The following is a 17885-nucleotide window of genomic DNA, read 5'->3' as shown; positions in this document are numbered from 1 at the left end:
ACACGAACACCGCACAAGACGAACACCGCACAAGACGAACACCGCACAAGACGAACACCGCACAAGACGAACACCGCACAAGACGAACACCGCACAAGGCGAACACCGCACAAGGCGAACACCGCACAAGGCGAACACCGCACAAGGCGAACACCGCACAAGGCGAACACCGCACAAGGCGATAAGTCGGGCGCTTCGCACCCCGACTTATCGGATTCATCCGGCGTCAGGCGACATGTCCGAAAAGTCGAGCGCAGCGTGGCGCTTCAGCGCCCGACTTTTCGCGCCACCCCTACGAGCGCGGCAAGAAGGCGCTGGCCAATAAGCGTTGTTGGCGCGCCCAGCGGGCTAGCGGATCGGGTGGCCGGCCTCGTGGAGAGCGCCCTTCACGTCGCCGATGCTGAGCTCGCCGAAGTGGAACACGCTCGCGGCCAGCACCGCGTCGGCGCCCGCAGCCACCGCCGGCGCGAAGTCCGCGACCTTGCCGGCCCCGCCGCTGGCGATCACCGGGATGTCGACGACGGCCCGGACGGCCTGGATCAGCGCGAGGTCGAAGCCGTCCTTGGTCCCGTCGGCGTCCATGGAGTTGAGCAGGATCTCGCCCGCGCCCAACTCGGCCACGCGGGCCGCCCAGGCTACCGCGTCCAAGCCGGCGCCGCGGCGGCCGCCGTGGGTGGTGACCTCGAAGCCGCTCGGCTGGTCCGCAGCGCGGCGGACGTCCAGCGACAGGGTCAGCACCTGGTTGCCGAAGCGCTGCGCGATCTCGGCGATCAGCTCCGGGCGCGCGATCGCGGCCGTGTTGACGCCGACCTTGTCCGCGCCGGCCCGCAGGAGCGTGTCGACGTCGCTGACGCTGCGGACGCCGCCGCCGACGGTCAAAGGAATGAAGACCGTTTCGGCGGTACGGCGAACAACGTCCAACATCGTCGCCCGCCCTTCCGACGACGCGGTCACGTCGAGGAAGACGAGCTCGTCGGCGCCCGCGGCGTCGTAGGCGGCGCCGCGCTCGACGGGGTCGCCGGCGTCGCGCAGGTTGAGGAAGTTGACGCCCTTGACGACCCGGCCGGCGTCGACGTCCAGGCAGGGGATGACCCGGACGGCGACCGTCATGCGGCTTCCCGCAGGGTGGCGAGGGCCTCGGCGACGGTGAACGCGCCCGCGTAGAGGGCCTTGCCCACGATCACGCCCTCCACGCCGGCCGGTGCGAGGGCGGCGAGCTGCTGGAGGTCGTCGAGCTTGGAGACGCCGCCGCTGGCGATGACGGGCTTCTTGGTGCGGCCAGTGACTTCCAGCAGCAGGGTCAGGTTGGGGCCGGTGAGGGTACCGTCGCGCATGACGTCCGTGACCACGTAACGCGCGCAGCCGGCCCGTTCGAGCCGGTCCAGGACCTCGAACAGGTCACCGCCCTCTTTGGTCCAGCCCCGGGCCGCGAGCTGGTGCCCGCGCACGTCGAGGCCGACGGCGACCTGCTCGCCGTAGGTGGCGCACACGTGGTCGCACCAGTCGGGGTTTTCGAGGGCGGCGGTGCCGAGGTTGACCCGGGTCGCGCCGGTGGACAGGGCCGCCTTGAGCGAGGCCTCGTCGCGGATGCCGCCGGAGAGCTCGACCTGCACGTCGAGCCGGCGTACGACGTCGGCGAGCAGTTCGGCGTTGGAGCCGCGGCCGAAGGCGGCGTCGAGGTCGACCAGGTGGATCCACTCGGCACCCTGCCGCTGCCAGGCGAGGGCCGCCTCGAGCGGGTCGCCGTAGGCGGTTTCACTGCCGGCGGCGCCCTGCACCAGACGGACGGCCTGGCCGTCGGCGACGTCGACGGCGGGCAGGAGCTGCAGAGCCATGGGTTCAGGTCCTCCGGTCAATGACAAGCACGGTGAGCGCCGGTGTGGCGATGATGACGAGCACGCTGATGCCGATCCGGGCCGGCAGGGAGTCGATGGACGTCCAGACGAGGGTCAGCACCGCCAGCACGAGGATGGCGATGATGACCCGCTGCTTTGCGGTCCGCCGGGGGAAGATCTTACCGGTCCGCCCGATGCGAACCTTGGGCACCAGCCGCCGCACCGCCGCGCGCCGGACCCGTTTGCGCTCATGCCGGCGCATGCGTTCGGCCCGCTCCGCCTCCAGCAGGGCCCGCCGCTTGGCCCGCTCCTTGCTCACTTGAAGCTCACCGGAGCCTCAGAGCGTCCCGAGCCAGTTGCGCAGCAGCGTGGCGCCCGCGTCGCCGGACTTCTCGGGGTGGAACTGGGTCGCGCGCAGCACGTCGGTCTCGAACGCGGCCACGAACGGTGCGCCGTGCACGGTCGTCGCGACCTGGCCCGCGGTGGTGGTCGCGGCGTAGGAGTGCACGAAGTAGAAGCGGGTGTCGTCCGGCAGGCCCGCGCCGAGGACCGACCCGGAAGGCCAGGCCACCGTGTTCCAGCCCATGTGCGGCACGACCGGCGCGTGCAGCCGGGTCACCGAGCCGGGCGCCAGACCGAGGCCCTTGGTGACGACGCCATGCTCCTCACCGAGATCGAACATGATCTGCATGCCGACGCAGATGCCGAGCACGGGCGCGCCGGCCCGGACCCGCTCGGCGATCGCCGGACCGGCGCCGAGCTCGTCGACGCCGGCCATGCAGGCCGCGAACGCGCCCACGCCGGGCACCACGAGCCCATCGGCCCGGGCGGCTTTGCCCAGGTCAGCGGTAACCTCGACGTCGGCGCCAACCCGGGCCACGGCCCGCTCGGCCGAGCGCAGGTTGCCGGAGCCGTAATCGAGAATGACGACCTTCTTCGCCACGTCAGCCCCTCAGTTCTGCAGCCACAGCACGCCCCCGACCGCGGCCAGCGCGGCCAGCGCGAACGTGATGATCGCCGGCACCTTCGACTTGCTCTGCTGCCGCAGCGTGAGCGCACCGCCGAGCAGCAGTCCGGCCAAGCCGAAGAGCAAAATACTCACAGCGCGCCTTTGGTACTGGGAACGACGCCGACATTGCGAGGATCGAGCGCGCACGCCTGGCGCAGTGCCCGCGCGACCGCCTTGAACTGTGCTTCGACGATGTGGTGGGCGTCGGGCTGGGCGCCGTGCCGACCGGCCCGCAGGATGCTCACGTGCAGCGTCACCTTGGCTGAGTGCCCGAACGACTCCCAGATGTGCCGGGTCAGGCTGGTCGGGTAGTTGCCGCCGATGTGCGGGGCGATGTTCGCCGGCTCGTCGTGCACGACGTACGGCCGGCCGGACAGGTCGACGACCGCGGAAGCGAGCACCTCGTCCAGCGGAACCTGCGCGTGCCCGTATCGCGTGACCCCGGCCTTGTCCCCGAGCGCCTCCGCGAACGCGGCCCCGAGCGCGAGGGCGGTGTCCTCGACGGTGTGGTGGGCGTCGATCTCCAGATCCCCGACCGTCTGGACCCGCAGATCGAACCCGCCGTGCTTCGCGATCTGGTTGAGCATGTGGTCGTAGAAGCCCACGCCGGTCGCGATCTCCCCGACGCCGGTCCCGTCCAGGTCCAGCTCGACGAGGACCTTGGTCTCCTTGGTGACCCGCTCAATCCGGGCGGTACGGCTCACAGTGCCATCTCCACTTCATTGCGATGGCCCTGTGGCCACGGGCTGTGCTTCCTGGTGAGCGGCCTCGTCGCAAGCTCCGAACCGCTCACAACAACTCCTCGAGTGCGTTCAGGAAGGCGCCGGTCTCCTGCGGCGTGCCGGCGGTGACGCGCAGCCAGCCGGGCAGGCCGACGTCGCGGATGAGCACGCCCCGGTCGAGCAGGGCCTGCCAGACGCCCTTGCTGTCGCCGCGCGGGGCGCCGAACAGCACGAAGTTGGCGTCGCTGTCGGCGACCGGGAGGCCCCAGCCGCGCAGCGTGTCGACGATCCGGTCGCGCTGCGCCTTGACCGCGTCGACGGTGGAGAGCAGGGCGTCGGTGTGCGCGAGCGCGGCCCGGGCGACGGCCTGGGTCATGGAGCTCAGGTGGTAGGGCAGCCGCACGAGCTGCACCGCGTCGACCACGGCGGCGTCGGCGACCAGGTAGCCGACCCGGCCCCCGGCCAGCGCGAACGCCTTGCTCATCGTGCGGGTCACGACCAGCCGCGGGTGCTGCTCGATGAGGGTCGGCGCGAAGACCGTACCCCCGCGGGCAAATTCCGCATATGCCTCGTCCACGATGACCATGCCACGGGCCGTCTCGGCCGCGGCCCGGACGACGTCGAGGGGTAGCGCGGTGCCGGTCGGGTTGTTGGGCGAGCAGAGGAACACCAGGTCGGGGTCGTGCTCGCGGATCTTGGCGACCACGTGCTCGGCGCTGAGCGTGTAGTCGTCGGCGCGCCGCCCGTCGACCCAGGCCGTGCCGGTGCCGGCGGCCAGGAGCGGGTGCATCGAGTAGGACGGCGTGAACCCGAGCGCGGTGCGGCCCGGCCCGGCGAACGTCTGCAGCAGCTGCTGCTGGATCTCGTTGGAGCCGTTGGCGGCCCAGACGTTCGCCGCGGCGAGCCCATGCCCGACGTATGCCGCCAGATCCGTGCGCAACGCGATGGCGTCCCGATCCGGGTAACGGTTCAGGTCCCTGAGCACGGCGCCGAGGGCCTTCTCCATTTCCGCGACAGCCTCATCCGGTACCGGATAAGAGTTTTCGTTGGTATTGAGACGGACGGCCACGTCCAGCTGGGGGGCGCCGTAAGGGGTCAGCCCCCGCAGTTCGTCGCGCAGCGGCAGGTCTTCCAGCGCGGTCATGCGTCGAACCGCACTGTCACCGCGGCACCGTGCGCCGGGAGGTCCTCGGCCGCGGAGAGGGCCACCACATGGGCCGCCACCTCCCGCAGCGCGTCCTGCGAGTACTCGATCAGCTGCACGCCCCGCAGGAAGGTCTGGGTCGACAGGCCGGACTGGTGCCGGGCGCAGCCACCGGTCGGCAGGACGTGGTTGGAGCCGGCGCAGTAGTCCCCGAGCGACACCGGCGACCACGCACCCACGAAGATCGCACCGGCGTTGCGGACCCGCTCGGCCACGGCCCGCGGGTCGCGGGTCTGGATCTCCAGGTGCTCGGCGCCGTAGGCGTCCACGACCCGCAGCCCCTGCTCGACGTCGTCGACGAGGACGGTCGCGGACTGCGGCCCGGACAGCGCCTCGGTCACCCGCTCGAGGTGCTTGGTCGCGGCGACCTGCGCGGCGACCTCGGCGTCGACGGCGTCGGCCAGCGCGGCCGACGTGGTGACCAGGACGCTGGCGGCGAGCGGGTCGTGCTCGGCCTGGCTGATCAGGTCGGCGGCGACGTGCCGGGGGTCGGCGCTGTCGTCGGCCAGGATCGCGATCTCGGTCGGGCCGGCCTCGGCGTCGATGCCGACGGTGCCGCGCAGCATCCGCTTCGCCGCCGTCACCCAGATGTTGCCGGGCCCGGTGATCATGTCGACCGGCTCGCAGCCGGGCTCCTCGTCGGTGAAGCCGTAGCCGAGCATGGCGATCGCCTGGGCGCCGCCGACCGCGTAGACCTCGTCGACGCCGAGCAGCGCGCACGCGGCCAGGATGTTGGCGTTGGGCAGGCCGGTGCCCTTCTGCGGCGGGCTCGTCACGGCGATCGACGGGACCCCGGCGGCCTGGGCCGGCACGACGTTCATGACCACGCTGGACGGATACACCGCCAGGCCGCCGGGCACGTAGAGCCCGACCCGACCGACCGGCAGCCAGCGCTGGGTGACCGTCCCGCCCTCGGCCAGGACCGTGGTCGTCTCGGTGCGGCGCTGGTCGGCGTGGACCTTGCGGGCCCGGGCGATCGACTCCAGCAGCGCGGCCCGCACGGCCGGCTCGAGGTCGGCCTCGGCCCGCTCGATCTCTTCCCGCGGCACCCGCAGTTGCTGCACGTCGACGCCGTCGAAGCGCTGCGCCGCCTCCCGGATCGCGGCCGCGCCATGCTCCCGGACCGCTTCGACGGTCGGGCGCACCTGCTCGGTGGCGACGGATACGTCAATGGCGGCGCGGGGCAGCAGACGGCGCGGGTCCTCGGCGGAGCCGCGCAGGTCGATCCGATTCAACACCCTTGCGAGTCTATTCGGCGCCGCCAGCGGTTATGCGTCCCCGTCCCGCCCAGCGGGCTGTCGGGATCCGGCCCAGCGCCAGTTCAGCTCCCCGGGTTTCGCGGCCGGCCCGGGCAGCTCCCCGCGGTTCGTGGTCCGCAGGCCGTCGAGGGTGAGGGCGAGGTACCGCCGCCGCAGCTCCTGTGTGCGCTCAGGGTCCGGCAGCCGGATCGCCGCGCACCCCTCGAGCACCAGCGCGAGGTCCGACGCTTCGGCGTCCGCCCGCAGCTGCCCACCGGCCCGCGCCCGCTCGACCAGCCCGGCCACGAGTGTGCCGGACCTCACGGCGTCGGCGATCATCTCCGGCGTCGACGTGAACGTCCCCGCGAGGTGCACCGTGAGCGAGTGCACGTCGGCGTCGACGACGTTTCGCAGGAACGTCTCCAGCGCGACCCACCCGTCGCCGATCTCGCCGGCCGCTTCGGCCTCGGCGATGAAGCGGCGCAGACCGTCGTGGCAGAGTCTGCGGAGCAGTCCTTCTTTGCTCTGATACCGCCGGTACAGCGCACTGATCCCGACCCCGGCCCGCTCGGCCACGGCGGCGATCGGCGCCTTGGGGTCGGCGATGAACACGTCCCGAGCCGCGGCGAGAATGATCCCGTCGTTGCGCTCGGCCTCCCGCTCCCGTCCCATGGCCGGCCTCCGCTCTCACCCTGCTGCCTCCGAGCGTAGCAGATATGCGGAACGGAACGTTCTGATCCACCTGATGTTTGGTCGAGTCGTGATAGGTCCGGACCAGGCGCTCGGCTACGCTTCGCCTCGTGGAGCTGCTGCCGCTCTTTCCGCTGGGCACCGTGCTGTTTCCGGGCCTGGTCCTGCCGCTGCACGTGTTCGAACCCCGCTACCGCACGCTCGTGCAGCATCTCACCGAGCTTCCGGCCAGCCTGCCCCGCGAGTTCGGCGTCATCGCGATCCGCCGCGGCTGGGAGGTGGGGCGCCAGTCCGAGCCCACCGACGCCACCATCACCGCCGGCGAGGCGCTGTCGCTCTACGAGATCGGCTGCGCGGCCGAGATCCGCCAGATCACCGAACTCCCGGACGGCCGCTTCGACCTGATGACGTTGGGCCGCCGCCGTTTCCGCCTGCTCGGCCTGGCCAGAAACGACGCCCCCTACCTGACCGGCGAGGTCGAGTGGCTCCCGGAGCCGAAGGGCGACCCGGACCGCGAGGGCGAGCTGGCCGCCGGCGTCCTGGCCGCCTACCAGGACTACCTGCGAGCGGTCCGCGCCGACGAGGACGGCGAACAGCTCCCGGACGACCCGACGGTCCTCTCCCACCTGGTAGCCGCGACCGCCTCCTTGACCTTGGAGGACCGCCAGGCCCTCCTGGCCGAACCGGACACCGAGACCCGCCTCAAAACCGAACGCACCCTCCTACGCCGCGAAACCGCTCTTCTGACCCAGGTGCGAGCCGTCCCGGTGTCCTTGGGCGACCTGGCCGTCCCCTCCAGCCCTAACTGAATTCCTGAAAAGCGCGAGGGGAAGGCTTCGCCTCCACCCACACCCCCGCACATGCGGCGCCGCCGGCGACCGGCCGTACGGGGCCGGCGTTACAGCAGCGTCCTGCCCGCTGCCGTTTCCTCACCGAGCGACCAACGGTGGACGACCCCAGCATTACGGTCGGAGCGCGCGGCACGAGCACGAGGCCCACGGCGCCGCCGGAAACCCGCAGCAGGCACGACGCCCGCGGCGCGATACGAGCACAACGCCCCACACAGCACGGCAGCAAACCCTCCGGCACGAACACGACGCCCGCCGCGCCACCTGAACACGACGCCCGCGGCAGGAGCGCGACGCCCGCGGAACGGCAGCGAACCCCGCGGCAGGGCCGCACAAGCACCACGCCCAGACGCGGCAGCAAACCCGCGGCACGGAGCACGAGGCGCGGGACGCAGCAGGCGGACCTGGACTAACCCCAGCGGCACAGCACGGAGCCCGCACCACAGCACGGAGCCCGCAGCACAGATACGGAACCCGTAGCACGAGCCCTCGCACCGGTGTGAGTCCCGCAGTGCGGCGGACGGGTCCGGCTCGGCTCCGGCAGCGAGGCAGCGGGTCCGGGCGTCAGGAGCGCGGCGGGTCCGACTGCGGCAGCGGGGGCAGCGGAGGCGGCGCGGTGGGGTCGCCAGTCGCCGGCGCTGGGTGGGCATCCGTGGCGGCTGGAGCTGGTGCGGACGCTGGAGGTGGGGTTGGCTGCGGTGCGGTTCGGGGCTGTGGTTCGGTGGCCGTCGGTGCTGGGGGAAGGTCGCCCGCGGGCTGGGGGTGGGCTGGTGCGCCGGGCGGAGGCGGGTACATCGCCGGGTGGTCGCCCGCGGGTGCGTATGGGGCTCCGGGCGCCGATGGGTGCTGGCCGTTCGGCGATGGCGGGTACGGCGCTCCCGGTGCGGCGTACGGCCCTCCCGGTGCGGCGTACGGCGCTCCCGGTGGCGGGTACTCCGCTGGGTGCTGGGCCTCCTGCGGCGGGTACGGGTATTGGCCGGCCGGCGGGTATGGCGCGCCCGGCGGCGGTGGGGGTGGGCTCAGGTACTCCGGGGGGATGTTGTCGTAGCGGAGCGTCGGGGAGACGTGGAAGCCGGCCAGGCCCGTGTAGACGGCGGCGGCGGCGATGCCCTGGACCAGCATCGTGCCGCGGACCCAGGGGATGAAGCCCAGCCAGAGGCTCGCCTCGCCGGTGCGGAGTTTGACGGGGCGGAAGATGTGGGTGCCCTCGGGGGCGTGCTCGGCCAGGTCCAGGTAGTGGTCCCAGCCGAGCTTGTTGCCGAGCCAGGAGCCGAGGACGGCGGCGCCCGTCGAGCCCAGGACCAGCGCGACGAGCAGGATCGGGCCCCGGTAGCGGCGGAGCAGGAACCAGGCGGCCACCGCGACGACGATGCCCATGCCGATCGACATGAGGATGAACCAGCCGTCGTCGGCCCAGTAGCCCTCGGGCTCGGGGTCGATCGGGTACGGCCCGTATTGCGTCTGGACCAGCTCGACGTGCGGCGCCAGCTTCGACCACAGCAGGCCGAACGGTGCGCCCAGGCCCGCGATCACGACGGCGGCCAGGAGGGCGAAGAGCACCTCCCGCACGATCGGCACGCGCGCCGGCCGTGCTGCCTCGGGCGGCTCGACTGGCGAAATCGGGGCGATGCTCACGATCCCATCCTGCCAGGCGCGCGCCCCGATCCGGCAAGCGAGTCGTTCTCACCCTCGGAGGCCGTCGTGACCTGCGATGCCCCGGGGCCCGCAGTGCCGGCGGCGGTCTCCGAGGCAGCCGCGGGCGGCGTGGTCAGGTCGGGCAGGGCGAGGTCCATGACCATGACGCGCGGGGCCTCCTCGCGGCGGTCCACCCGGCCCTTCAGGGCCACCACCGCGTCCTCGGCCACCCACTGGTCGACCTGCTCGTAGGTGTCGGGGAAGAACATGACCTCGATGCTGCCGTCCAGGTCCTCGAGGACCGCCTGGGCCCACGGGCGGCCCTGGCGGGTGACCTTGCGCTGGACGCCGGACAGGATGCCGGCCAGGCGGACGACGGCGCCGTCGGGGACGGTGCCCTCCTCGGCCAGGGCGGCGATGGGACGGTCGGCGGCGGCCCGCAGGACGTGCTCGAGGCCGCGCAGCGGATGGTCGGAGACGTAGAGGCCGAGCATCTCGCGCTCGAAGGCGAGGCGCTCGGGCTTGTCCCACTCCATGGCCGGCACCGGCGGGGCGGTCATGAGCGGGGCGCCGAACAGGTCGAACTGGCCCATGGCCTCGTTGCGCTTGACGCTGGAGACGGCGTCGAGGGCGTCGGCGTGGACGCTGAGCAGGCCGCGGCGGGAGTGGCCGAGTGAGTCGAACGCGCCCGCCTTGATCAGGGACTCGATGGTCTTGCGGTTGCACACGACCTGGTCGACCTTGGACAGGAAGTCGTAGAAGTCGTCGAAGTGGCCCTTCTCGCGGCGGGCCCGCAGGATGGCCTCGACGGCGGCGGCGCCGACGTTGCGGACCGCGCCGAGGCCGAAGCGGATGTCGGTGCCGGCGGCGGCGAAGCGGCCCCGGGAAGTGTTGACGTCGGGCGGCAGGACGTGGATGCCCATGTGCCGGCATTCGGCGAGGTAGACGGCGGAGCGGTCCTTGTCGCCGCTGATCGAGGTGAGCAGGGCGGCCATGTATTCGGCCGGGTAGTTGGCCTTGAGGTAGGCCGTCCAGTAGGCGACCAGGCCGTAGGCGACGCTGTGGGCCTTGTTGAACGCGTAGTCGGAGAACGGCACCAGGATGTCCCAGAGGGTCCGGATCGCGCCCTCGGAATAGCCGCGCTCGCGCATGGCCGGGGCGAACTCGGTGAACTCCTGGTCGAGGATCTCCTTCTTCTTCTTGCCCATGGCCCGCCGGAGCCGGTCGGCGGCGCCGAGGGTGTAGCCGGCGACCCGCTGGGCGATGGCCATGACCTGCTCCTGGTAGACGATCAGGCCGTAGGTGTCGCCGAGGATGTCGGCCAGGGGCACGGCCAGCTCCGGATGGATCGGGGTGACCGGGCGGCGGCCGTTCTTGCGGTCGGCGTATTCGTTGTGCGCGTTGGCGGCGATGGGCCCGGGCCGGTAGAGGGCACCGACGGCGGAGACGTCGGCGAAGCCGTCGGGGGCCATCGAGCGCAGCAGGTGACGGACCGGCGTGGCCTCGAACTGGAAGACGCCGAGCGTGTCGCCCCGGGACAGCAGCGCGTAGGTCGGGCCGTCGTCGAGCGGCGCCTCCTCGATCGAAATCGTGCGGCCCCGGTTGTCGCGGATCGCGTCGAGGGCGTCGTCGATGATCGTGAGGTTGCGCAGGCCGAGGAAGTCCATCTTGAGCAGGCCCATGTCCTCGCAGGCGCCCATGTCCCACTGGGTGATGATCGCGCCGTCCTGCTCGCGCTTCTGGATCGGCAGGACGTCGATCAGCGGCTCCCGGGACAGGATCACCCCGGCCGCGTGCACGCCCCACTGCCGCTTGAGCCCCTCCAGGCCGCGGGCGGTGTCGACGACGGTGCGCACGTCGGGCTCGGTCTCGTAGAGCCGGCGCAGCTCGCCGCCCTCCTTGAACCGGGAGTGGGCCGGGTCGAACACGCCGGACAGGGGCATGTCCCGGCCGAGGACCGGCGGCGGCACCGCCTTGCTGATCCGCTCGCCGAGGGAGAACGGGAAGCCCAGTACCCTCGCCGCGTCTTTGATCGCCGCCTTGGCCTTGATCGTGCCGTAGGTGATGATCTGCGAGACGCGGTCCTCGCCGTATTGCTCCGTGGCGTAGCGGATCATCTCGCCGCGCCGGCGCTCGTCGAAGTCCATGTCGATGTCGGGCATGCTCGGCCGCTCCGGGTTGAGGAACCGCTCGAAGAGCAGCCCGTGCGCGAGCGGGTCGAGCTCGGTGATGCCCAGCGCGTAGGCGACCAGGGAGCCGGCCGCCGAGCCGCGGCCCGGCCCGACCCGGATGCCCTCGGCGTGGGCGTGCTCGACGAGGTCGGCGACGACCAGGAAGTAGCCGGCCAGGTCGGCCCCGAGGATCACGGACAGCTCGTAGCCGGCCTGGTTGACGTGCGCCGGCGAGACGCCGTCCGGGAAGCGCCGGGCCAGGCCGCGGTCCACCTCGGCCCGCAGGACGTCGTCCTGGGTCGTGCCGGGCGGGACCGGGAAGGCCGGCATCAGGCTGCGGTGGGCGAAGACGTCGGCGTAGTCGCCGATCCGCTCGGCGACGGCGAGGGTGTTGTCGCAGGCGCCGGGGACTTCGCGGTCCCAGATCCGGCGCATCTCCTCCGACGACTTGAGGTAGAAGTCGCGGGCGTCGAACTTGAACCGCTTCGGGTCGGCCAGGGTGGTCGCGGACTGCACCGCCAGCAGCGCCTCGTGCGCGTCGGCGTCCCCGGCGAACGTGTAGTGCAGGTCGTTGGTGGCGACCGGGTCGAGCCCGAGCCGGCGGCCGAGGCGCAGCAGGTCGGCCCGGACCCGGGTCTCGATCTGCAGGCCGTGGTCCATCAGCTCCAGATAGAGGTTGCCGGGGCCGAAGATGTCGAGCAGCTCACCCGCCGCCTGGCAGGCCCGCTCGAAGTCGCCGATGCGCAGCCAGGTCTGGATCTCCCCGGACGGGCAGCCGGTGGTGGCGATCAGCCCTTGGGAGTATTCGTCCAGCAGCTCGCGGTCGGCGCGCGGCTTGTAGAAGTATCCCTCCGTGCTCGCTCGTGACGACAGGCGGAACAGGTTGCGCAGGCCGGTGCCGTCGGCGGCCAGCAGTGTGAGGTGGGTGTAGGCGCCGCCACCGGAGACGTCGTTCTCGCCGCCGTCGGCCCAGCGCACGCGCGTGCGGTCGCCGCGGTGGGTGCCGGGGGTCAGATAGGCCTCGACGCCGATGATCGGCTTGATCCCGGCCCGGGTGGCCTGGTGGTAGAAGTCGTGGGCGCCGAACATGTTGCCGTGGTCGGTCATGGCCAGTGCGGGCTGGCCGAGCCGCGCGGCCTCGGCGAACAGCGGTCCGAGGCGCGCGGCACCGTCGAGCATCGAATACTCGGTGTGTACGTGCAGATGTACGAAACCCACGGCTGCGACGCTACCCGCGGGGTACGACACTTTTCCAAACCCCTCCAAATCCCCCGACAGGCGAAAAATCCGATATGTCGAGCGCAGCGCGGCGCGAAGCGCCCGACATATCGGAAGCCGGAAGAGCAGGAAAGCAGGAAAAGCCGAAGAACCAAGAAGAGCCAAAACGAAAAGCAGGAGTGGATTCCGGAGCCGCTTCGCTCCCGCCCCGGGCAGGGGGCTGCGCCCCCCACGACCCCCCCGAACGGACGGCGTGGCCACCTATCGTGAAGCCGACTGCACCACGGCAGAGGTTTATCAGCGACACTGCACGGCATGATCGACCGTCACCGGCTGGCCTCGCTCCTGGACCGCGAACGTGCCCTCTTCGCCGAACGCCACCCCCGCTCGGCGGCCGAGTACGCGCGGGCCGGGAACCTGTTCGGCCGGGTGCCGATGACGTGGATGAACAAGGCGGCCGCCGGGTTCCCGCTGTACCTGGCCGAGGCCCGCGGCGCCCGGGTGACGGACGTGGACGGGTACGAGTACACCGATTTCTGTCTCGGTGACACCGCGGCGATGGCCGGGCATTCCCCCGATCCGGTGGTCGCGGCGGTCCGGGAGCGCTTCGGCGAGCTCGGCGGCGCCTCGGCGATGCTGCCGACGCCGGACGCGGCCTGGGTCGGTGCGGAGCTGACCCGGCGCTTCGGGGTGTCGCGGTGGAGTTTCGCGCTGACCGCGACCGACGCCAACCGGTGGGCGATCCGGCTGCTGCGGGCCGTCACCGGGCGCCCGAAGATCCTGTTCAACGCGTACTGCTACCACGGTTCGGTCGACGAGTCGCTGATCGTGACCAGCCCGCACGGGCCGCGCAGCCGCGAAGGGAACGTCGGCGCGCCGGTCGACGTGACCGCGACGAGCCGGGTCGCAGAGTTCAACGACGTGTACGGGCTGGAGCGGGAGCTCGCCAACGGTGACGTGGCCGCGGTCGTCATGGAGCCGGCGATGACCAACGTCGGGATCGTCCTGCCCCGGCCGGGTTATCTGGAGGCGGTGCGGGAGCTGACCCGGCGGTACGGCACCTATCTGGTCAACGACGAGACGCACACGTTCTCGGCCGGGCCGGGCGGCGCGACAGGCCTGTGGGGCCTGGACCCCGACGTGGTGACCATCGGCAAGGCGATCGGCGGCGGCATCCCGGCGGCCGCGTACGGCCTGTCCGAAGAGCTCGCACAAAAAGTACAAAACACGAATAATCTCGATTTAATCGATATGGGGGGCGTCGGCGGAACGCTCGCCGGCAACGCACTGTCGATCGCCGCCACCAGAGCCACCCTCGAACACGTCCTGACCACCGCGGCCTATACGCATATGTCGGATCTGGCGAAGACGTTCAAGGTCGGCGTCGAGGCGGTCATCGAGGAGTTCGACCTGCCGTGGACGGTGACCAGGCTCGGAGCCCGGGTCGAGTACCGGTTCGCCCGCCCCGCACCGACGAGCGGTACCGAATCAGCGCAGGCCGCCGACGCGGACCTGGAGGATTTCCTGCACGTCTATCTGGCGAACCGGGGCATTCTGCTCACCCCGTTTCACAACATGGCCTTGATGTGCCCGGACACGACCGAGGAGCAGGTCGCCGAGCACTCCAGGATCTTCCGCTACGCGATCGAGGAGCTCACCGGGCGAACGGGTCCATCATGACCGCGGCCGCCTGCAGCCAGGCCCGCTTGGTCGCGGCGGCCAGCATCGGGTATTCGATGTTGGAGCCGCTCTCCAGCGCCGGGTCGTAGGGCACGACGACGACGGCCCGGGTCCGGGTCCGGAAGTGCCCGGCCAGGTCGTCGATGAGCGGGGTCGGGTTGGGCGTCGGGCAGGACAGCAGCGTGACCGCGTTGGCGACCAGCTCCTCCATCCCGGCCTCGTCGAGCAGGTCGAGCATCCAGTCGGCGGTGAACGCGGCGTCCTCGCGCGGCACGCTGGTGACGACGAGCTGGTCGGCGGTCTGCAGGACCGTCTGCCAGTTGGGGCTCTCGACGTTGTTGCCGGTGTCGACGCAGATCACGTCGTGGGTGCGGCGCAGCAGCTCCAGCACGCGACGGACCGTGTGCGGGTCGAGACGCTGGGCGAAGCGCGGGTTCTCCTCACCGGCGAGCACGTCGTAGGAGCCGTCGGAGGCGTGGCGCAGGTAGTCGTCGAGCATGTCGTAGAGGTCGTAGCCGGTCGCGTGCTCGACCCGCACCAGGTCGGCGATCAGGTGGCGGATCGTGCGGGCGTGCCGGGCGCTGCCGGCCCGCAGGCCGAGCGTGCCGCGCAGCTCGTTGTCGTCCCAGGCGATGACGCCCTTGCCGCGGACGCTGCCGATGGTGGCCGCGGTCAGCACGGTCGCGGTCGTCTTGTGGACGCCGCCCTTCGGGTTGGCGAACGCCAGCACCTTCGGGGTCGGGATCTCCTGGCGCAGCACCTGCGCCAACTGCTCGGTCGGGTCGGGCGGGGCGGGCTGGTATTCGACACTGGGCGCCCGCCGCGGGGCCCTCGGCGTGCGGGGCGGCGCGTCGTCATACGGGCGGGTGCCGTTGCTGGGAGGCATTGGTTCGTCATCGTAGGGCCGACCGGGCGCCTGTGGGGCCGTGGGGCGCCCCGCGAAGCGGCCGTCGTAATCCAGATCACCGGGGCTCGATCGGCCGAGCAGCGCCCGGTCCAGCAGCGAGCGCCAGCGAGGAGCCGGGTCCGCCGACCTGTCCTCCCACCTGGCATCCGCTTCAGCCACTCCCGGTCCTCCCTCTGTGCGCACCAGCCGACAACCCGTACCCCAGGCTACGGACCGAAGGGTATTCGGACCACACCTGCGGGCCCATCCCCTGCATCAACTGCACGACAGGCCGTACGGATATCGCCTCAGGAGGGTTCGGGGGACGCGACGACGGTTCCGGCGCCCTCACTGATCGGCTCCGCGACCGTAGTCTGCTCCGGCAACGGTGGCAGGAACACTGTGCGATCGAGGCGTTGCATCTCGGTGATCGGGTCGACGCCGCGGGTCTCGGGCCGCGCCGCGACCGCGCGCAGGGCGGCCGGGGAGGCGTGGACGACCGCGGCGTAGACACAGGAGCAGTGCTCGCGGTAGGCGGTCGCCTCCTTGTCGGCGACGATCGCGCCGGCCAGGTACAGCTGCCGGTTCTCCTCGGGGAGGTTGTCGGCCCGGGCCAGCAGGTCGCGGTAGTGCTGGGCCTCCTCCGTCTTGCGCCGCGCGGTCTCGTCCATGCCCACGACGACGTCGTCGGGGAGCTTGTAGGCCCCCAGCCGGACCAGCTCGGTCTGCTCCCGCGGCAGCGGCACCCGCGCGAACACGCTGGACACCGCGACGTCCGTGAGCACCGGCGGGAGCCGCTCGGGCCCGAGGTAGGCGGTGAACGACACCAGCGCGTAGACCGGGGCGTCACCGGGCAGCGCGGCCAGCTCGTCCTTCCCGGCCTGCAGGTAGGCCGGGATCGACGCCCCCTCGGCCACCCCGACCCGCAGGACGTCCCCGAGGGACGGGTCACTGCGCGGACGATCATCCCGGTGTACTGCCAGCAGCGTCGCCGTCACCGCGACCACTCCGACGACGACCGTGAAGGCGCGGAGGCGCTGCGCACCGCGGAAGACCCGGGCGAGGACGTTGCCCACCGGGGGCAGGATCCGCTGGTCGAGTTGCTGGAGCTGCTTCATCGCCCCACGAGGGTCGCACAGGCGGTACCAACGCGGCGTCTCGGGTCTTGACATTCAGGCAGCGAAGGATTTCTATCAGTCAAGTTTACTAACAGAAGCAGGAGGGTCTATGCGCATCCGGATCATCGGGGCCGCCGCGCTGGCGCTCGCCGCCACCGGCGCCGTCCTCGCCAGCACACCGCAGGCCCAGGCCGCGACCGCCATCCCGGCCCACGTCTTCGCGCCCTACTTCGAGGCCTACAACGGCGACAGCCTCAACGGGCTCTCCCAGCAGTCCGGCGACAAGTACCTGACCATGGCCTTCATCCAGACCGCGAGCGCCGGCTCGTGCACGGTGTACTGGAACGGCGACACCGGGATGCCGATCGCGGGCTCGACGTTCGGCAGCGACATCGCCGCCATCCGGGCCCGCGGCGGCGACGTGATCCCCTCGTTCGGCGGCTACGCGGCCGACAACGGCGGCACCGAGATCGCCGACAGCTGCACCGACGTCAACCAGATCGCGGCCCAGTTCGAGAAGGTCATCACCACCTACGACGTGACCCGGATCGACCTGGACGTCGAGGACAACTCGCTGACCAACACGGCCGGCATCGACCGCCGCAACAAGGCGATCAAGCTCGTCGAGGACTGGGCCGCGGCCAACGGGCGGACCATCCAGTTCGTCTACACGCTGCCGACCACGACGGCCGGCCTGGCCGACAGCGGGCTCGCCGTGCTGCGCAACGCGGTGGCCAACAACGCGCGGGTCGACATCGTCAACCAGATGACGTTCGACTACTACGACAACCAGCCGCATCAGATGGCCGCCGACACGAAGAGCGCGTCCAACGGACTGCACGCACAACTGCAGCAGCTGTACCCGGCCAAGACCGGCCAGCAGCTGTGGAGCATGATCGGCGTCACCGAGATGATCGGCATCGACGACTTCGGCGCGGCCGAAACCTTCACGGTGGCCGACGCCAACGCGGTCGCCACCTGGGCGACCCAGCAGGGCATCGCCGAGCTGTCGTTCTGGGCCCTGCAGCGCGACAACGGCGGCTGCCCCGGCACCGGCGGCTCCGACTCCTGCTCCGGCATCGCGCAGGGCACCTGGGAGTTCTCGCACATCTTCGCGCCATTCACGAGCGGCGGGGGTACTCCCGCCTCGCCCACGCCGACCAGGAGCACTTCGGCTTCGCCGAGCCCCACGAAGAGCACGTCGCCGAGCCCGAGCACCGGCGCCGGACTCACCAACGGGAACTTCGAATCCGGTGCCCTGGCGCCATGGACGGGCAGCCTGTGCAGCGTCGTGAGCACACCCGTGCACGGCGGCACCAAGGCCCTGAAGGCGGCCGCGTCCAGCGCCGACAACGCCCAGTGCGCCCAGACCGTGGCCGTCCAGGCGAACCGCACCTACACGCTCACTGCCTGGGTGCAGGGCAGCTACGCCTTCCTCGGCGCCACCACGGCCGCCGGCGACACCAGCACGTGGACGGCCGGCGGCTCCACCTGGACCAAGCTGACCGTCACCGTGAACACCGGCAGCTCAACCTCGATCAAGGTCTGGCTCCACGGCTGGTACGGCACCGGCACCATCTACGCCGACGACGTGACCCTGACCTGACGTATCGCCGCGCCGCCCGGCCACC

The 17885-nt window shown here is 71.4% G+C and carries 14 protein-coding genes and 2 pseudogenes; 3 read left to right on the top strand and 13 right to left on the bottom strand.

All coding sequences use genetic code 11. From position 1 onward, the window contains the following. Nucleotides 1–348: 348 nt before the first annotated feature. From hisF to ACIA8L_RS46590, 9 genes are all read right to left on the bottom strand, one after another. On the bottom strand, nucleotides 349–1110 hold the full coding sequence (hisF, locus tag ACIA8L_RS46630) for an imidazole glycerol phosphate synthase subunit HisF (RefSeq protein WP_395915188.1): 762 nt from the start codon (nucleotides 1108–1110) through the stop codon (nucleotides 349–351). After that, nucleotides 1107–1835, bottom strand: a complete 729-nt coding sequence (priA, locus tag ACIA8L_RS46625; RefSeq protein WP_395915186.1) for a bifunctional 1-(5-phosphoribosyl)-5-((5-phosphoribosylamino)methylideneamino)imidazole-4-carboxamide isomerase/phosphoribosylanthranilate isomerase PriA — start codon at nucleotides 1833–1835, stop codon at nucleotides 1107–1109. The genes hisF and priA overlap by 4 nt, the downstream gene beginning before the upstream one ends. 4 nt (nucleotides 1836–1839) lie before the next feature. Beyond that, nucleotides 1840–2154: a hypothetical protein gene (locus ACIA8L_RS46620; protein WP_395915184.1), complete on the bottom strand. Its 315-nt coding sequence runs from the start codon at nucleotides 2152–2154 to the stop codon at nucleotides 1840–1842. Nucleotides 2155–2172: 18 nt separating this feature from the next. Continuing rightward, nucleotides 2173–2778, bottom strand: coding sequence for an imidazole glycerol phosphate synthase subunit HisH (gene hisH, locus ACIA8L_RS46615; protein WP_395915182.1), 606 nt, complete (start codon nucleotides 2776–2778; stop codon nucleotides 2173–2175). Nucleotides 2779–2787: 9 nt separating this feature from the next. After that, nucleotides 2788–2937, bottom strand: coding sequence for a hypothetical protein (locus ACIA8L_RS46610; protein ID WP_395915180.1), 150 nt, complete (start codon nucleotides 2935–2937; stop codon nucleotides 2788–2790). Continuing rightward, on the bottom strand, nucleotides 2934–3548 hold the full coding sequence (gene hisB / locus ACIA8L_RS46605; RefSeq protein WP_395915178.1) for an imidazoleglycerol-phosphate dehydratase HisB: 615 nt from the start codon (nucleotides 3546–3548) through the stop codon (nucleotides 2934–2936). The genes ACIA8L_RS46610 and hisB overlap by 4 nt, the downstream gene beginning before the upstream one ends. Before the next feature lie 85 nt (nucleotides 3549–3633). Next, nucleotides 3634–4710 (bottom strand): histidinol-phosphate transaminase, encoded by a 1077-nt coding sequence (locus tag ACIA8L_RS46600; RefSeq protein ID WP_395915176.1) that lies wholly within the window; start codon nucleotides 4708–4710, stop codon nucleotides 3634–3636. Next, a complete protein-coding gene (hisD, locus tag ACIA8L_RS46595; RefSeq protein WP_395915174.1) occupies nucleotides 4707–6008 on the bottom strand; it encodes a histidinol dehydrogenase in 1302 nt (433 codons plus the stop codon). Before hisD ends, ACIA8L_RS46600 begins: the two co-directional genes overlap by 4 nt. A 30-nt stretch (nucleotides 6009–6038) precedes the next feature. After that, nucleotides 6039–6680, bottom strand: a complete 642-nt coding sequence (locus ACIA8L_RS46590) for a TetR/AcrR family transcriptional regulator (RefSeq protein ID WP_395915172.1) — start codon at nucleotides 6678–6680, stop codon at nucleotides 6039–6041. Nucleotides 6681–6808: 128 nt separating this feature from the next. On the opposite strand from ACIA8L_RS46590, the gene ACIA8L_RS46585 reads away from it, so the two are divergent. Next, nucleotides 6809–7507: an LON peptidase substrate-binding domain-containing protein gene (locus tag ACIA8L_RS46585; RefSeq protein ID WP_395915170.1), complete on the top strand. Its 699-nt coding sequence runs from the start codon at nucleotides 6809–6811 to the stop codon at nucleotides 7505–7507. Nucleotides 7508–8110: 603 nt separating this feature from the next. On the opposite strand, the gene ACIA8L_RS46580 is transcribed toward ACIA8L_RS46585, so the two are convergent. Both ACIA8L_RS46580 and dnaE read right to left on the bottom strand, forming a co-directional pair. Next, entirely contained in the window at nucleotides 8111–9181 is a 1071-nt protein-coding gene (locus ACIA8L_RS46580; RefSeq protein ID WP_395915169.1) for a hypothetical protein, read from the bottom strand. Between the two features lie 119 nt (nucleotides 9182–9300). Continuing rightward, nucleotides 9301–12570 (bottom strand): annotated as a pseudogene (gene dnaE, locus ACIA8L_RS46575) (DNA polymerase III subunit alpha); the annotation flags it as partial. 315 nt (nucleotides 12571–12885) lie between these two features. Here dnaE and ACIA8L_RS46570 point away from each other — a divergent pair. Further along, entirely contained in the window at nucleotides 12886–14250 is a 1365-nt protein-coding gene (locus ACIA8L_RS46570; RefSeq protein ID WP_395915168.1) for a transaminase, read from the top strand. Here ACIA8L_RS46570 and ACIA8L_RS46565 read toward each other — a convergent pair. Both ACIA8L_RS46565 and ACIA8L_RS46560 read right to left on the bottom strand, forming a co-directional pair. Further along, nucleotides 14225–15019 (bottom strand): annotated as a pseudogene (locus tag ACIA8L_RS46565) (MinD/ParA family protein); the annotation flags it as partial. The gene ACIA8L_RS46570 and the pseudogene ACIA8L_RS46565 sit on opposite strands and share 26 nt — an antisense overlap. A gap of 425 nt (nucleotides 15020–15444) precedes the next feature. Beyond that, on the bottom strand, nucleotides 15445–16254 hold the full coding sequence (locus ACIA8L_RS46560; RefSeq protein WP_395915167.1) for a hypothetical protein: 810 nt from the start codon (nucleotides 16252–16254) through the stop codon (nucleotides 15445–15447). Nucleotides 16255–16363: 109 nt separating this feature from the next. Between ACIA8L_RS46560 and ACIA8L_RS46555 the strand changes: the two genes are divergently transcribed. Next, the gene (locus ACIA8L_RS46555) at nucleotides 16364–17860 is read left to right on the top strand and encodes a carbohydrate binding domain-containing protein (RefSeq protein WP_395915166.1); all 1497 of its coding nucleotides are present in this window, start codon (nucleotides 16364–16366) and stop codon (nucleotides 17858–17860) included. The last annotated feature ends 25 nt before the right edge of the window (nucleotides 17861–17885 follow it).

It is taken from the genome of Dactylosporangium sp. NPDC051541 (genome assembly GCF_044454505.1).
Classification (GTDB): Bacteria; Actinomycetota; Actinomycetes; order Mycobacteriales; family Micromonosporaceae; genus Dactylosporangium.
This window is presented reverse-complemented; position numbering and strand designations above follow the sequence as displayed.

Excerpts from the sequence above, each read along its gene's own strand:
- ACIA8L_RS46600 (WP_395915176.1), bottom strand. The coding sequence starts at position 4,710 with ATGACCGCGCTGGAAGACCTGCCGCTGCGCGACGAACTGCGGGGGCTG.
- ACIA8L_RS46555 (WP_395915166.1), top strand. The coding sequence starts at position 16,364 with ATGCGCATCCGGATCATCGGGGCCGCCGCGCTGGCGCTCGCCGCCACC.
- hisF (WP_395915188.1), bottom strand. The coding sequence starts at position 1,110 with ATGACGGTCGCCGTCCGGGTCATCCCCTGCCTGGACGTCGACGCCGGC.
- ACIA8L_RS46590 (WP_395915172.1), bottom strand. The coding sequence starts at position 6,680 with ATGGGACGGGAGCGGGAGGCCGAGCGCAACGACGGGATCATTCTCGCC.
- priA (WP_395915186.1), bottom strand. The coding sequence starts at position 1,835 with ATGGCTCTGCAGCTCCTGCCCGCCGTCGACGTCGCCGACGGCCAGGCC.
- ACIA8L_RS46560 (WP_395915167.1), bottom strand. The coding sequence starts at position 16,254 with ATGAAGCAGCTCCAGCAACTCGACCAGCGGATCCTGCCCCCGGTGGGC.
- ACIA8L_RS46570 (WP_395915168.1), top strand. The coding sequence starts at position 12,886 with ATGATCGACCGTCACCGGCTGGCCTCGCTCCTGGACCGCGAACGTGCC.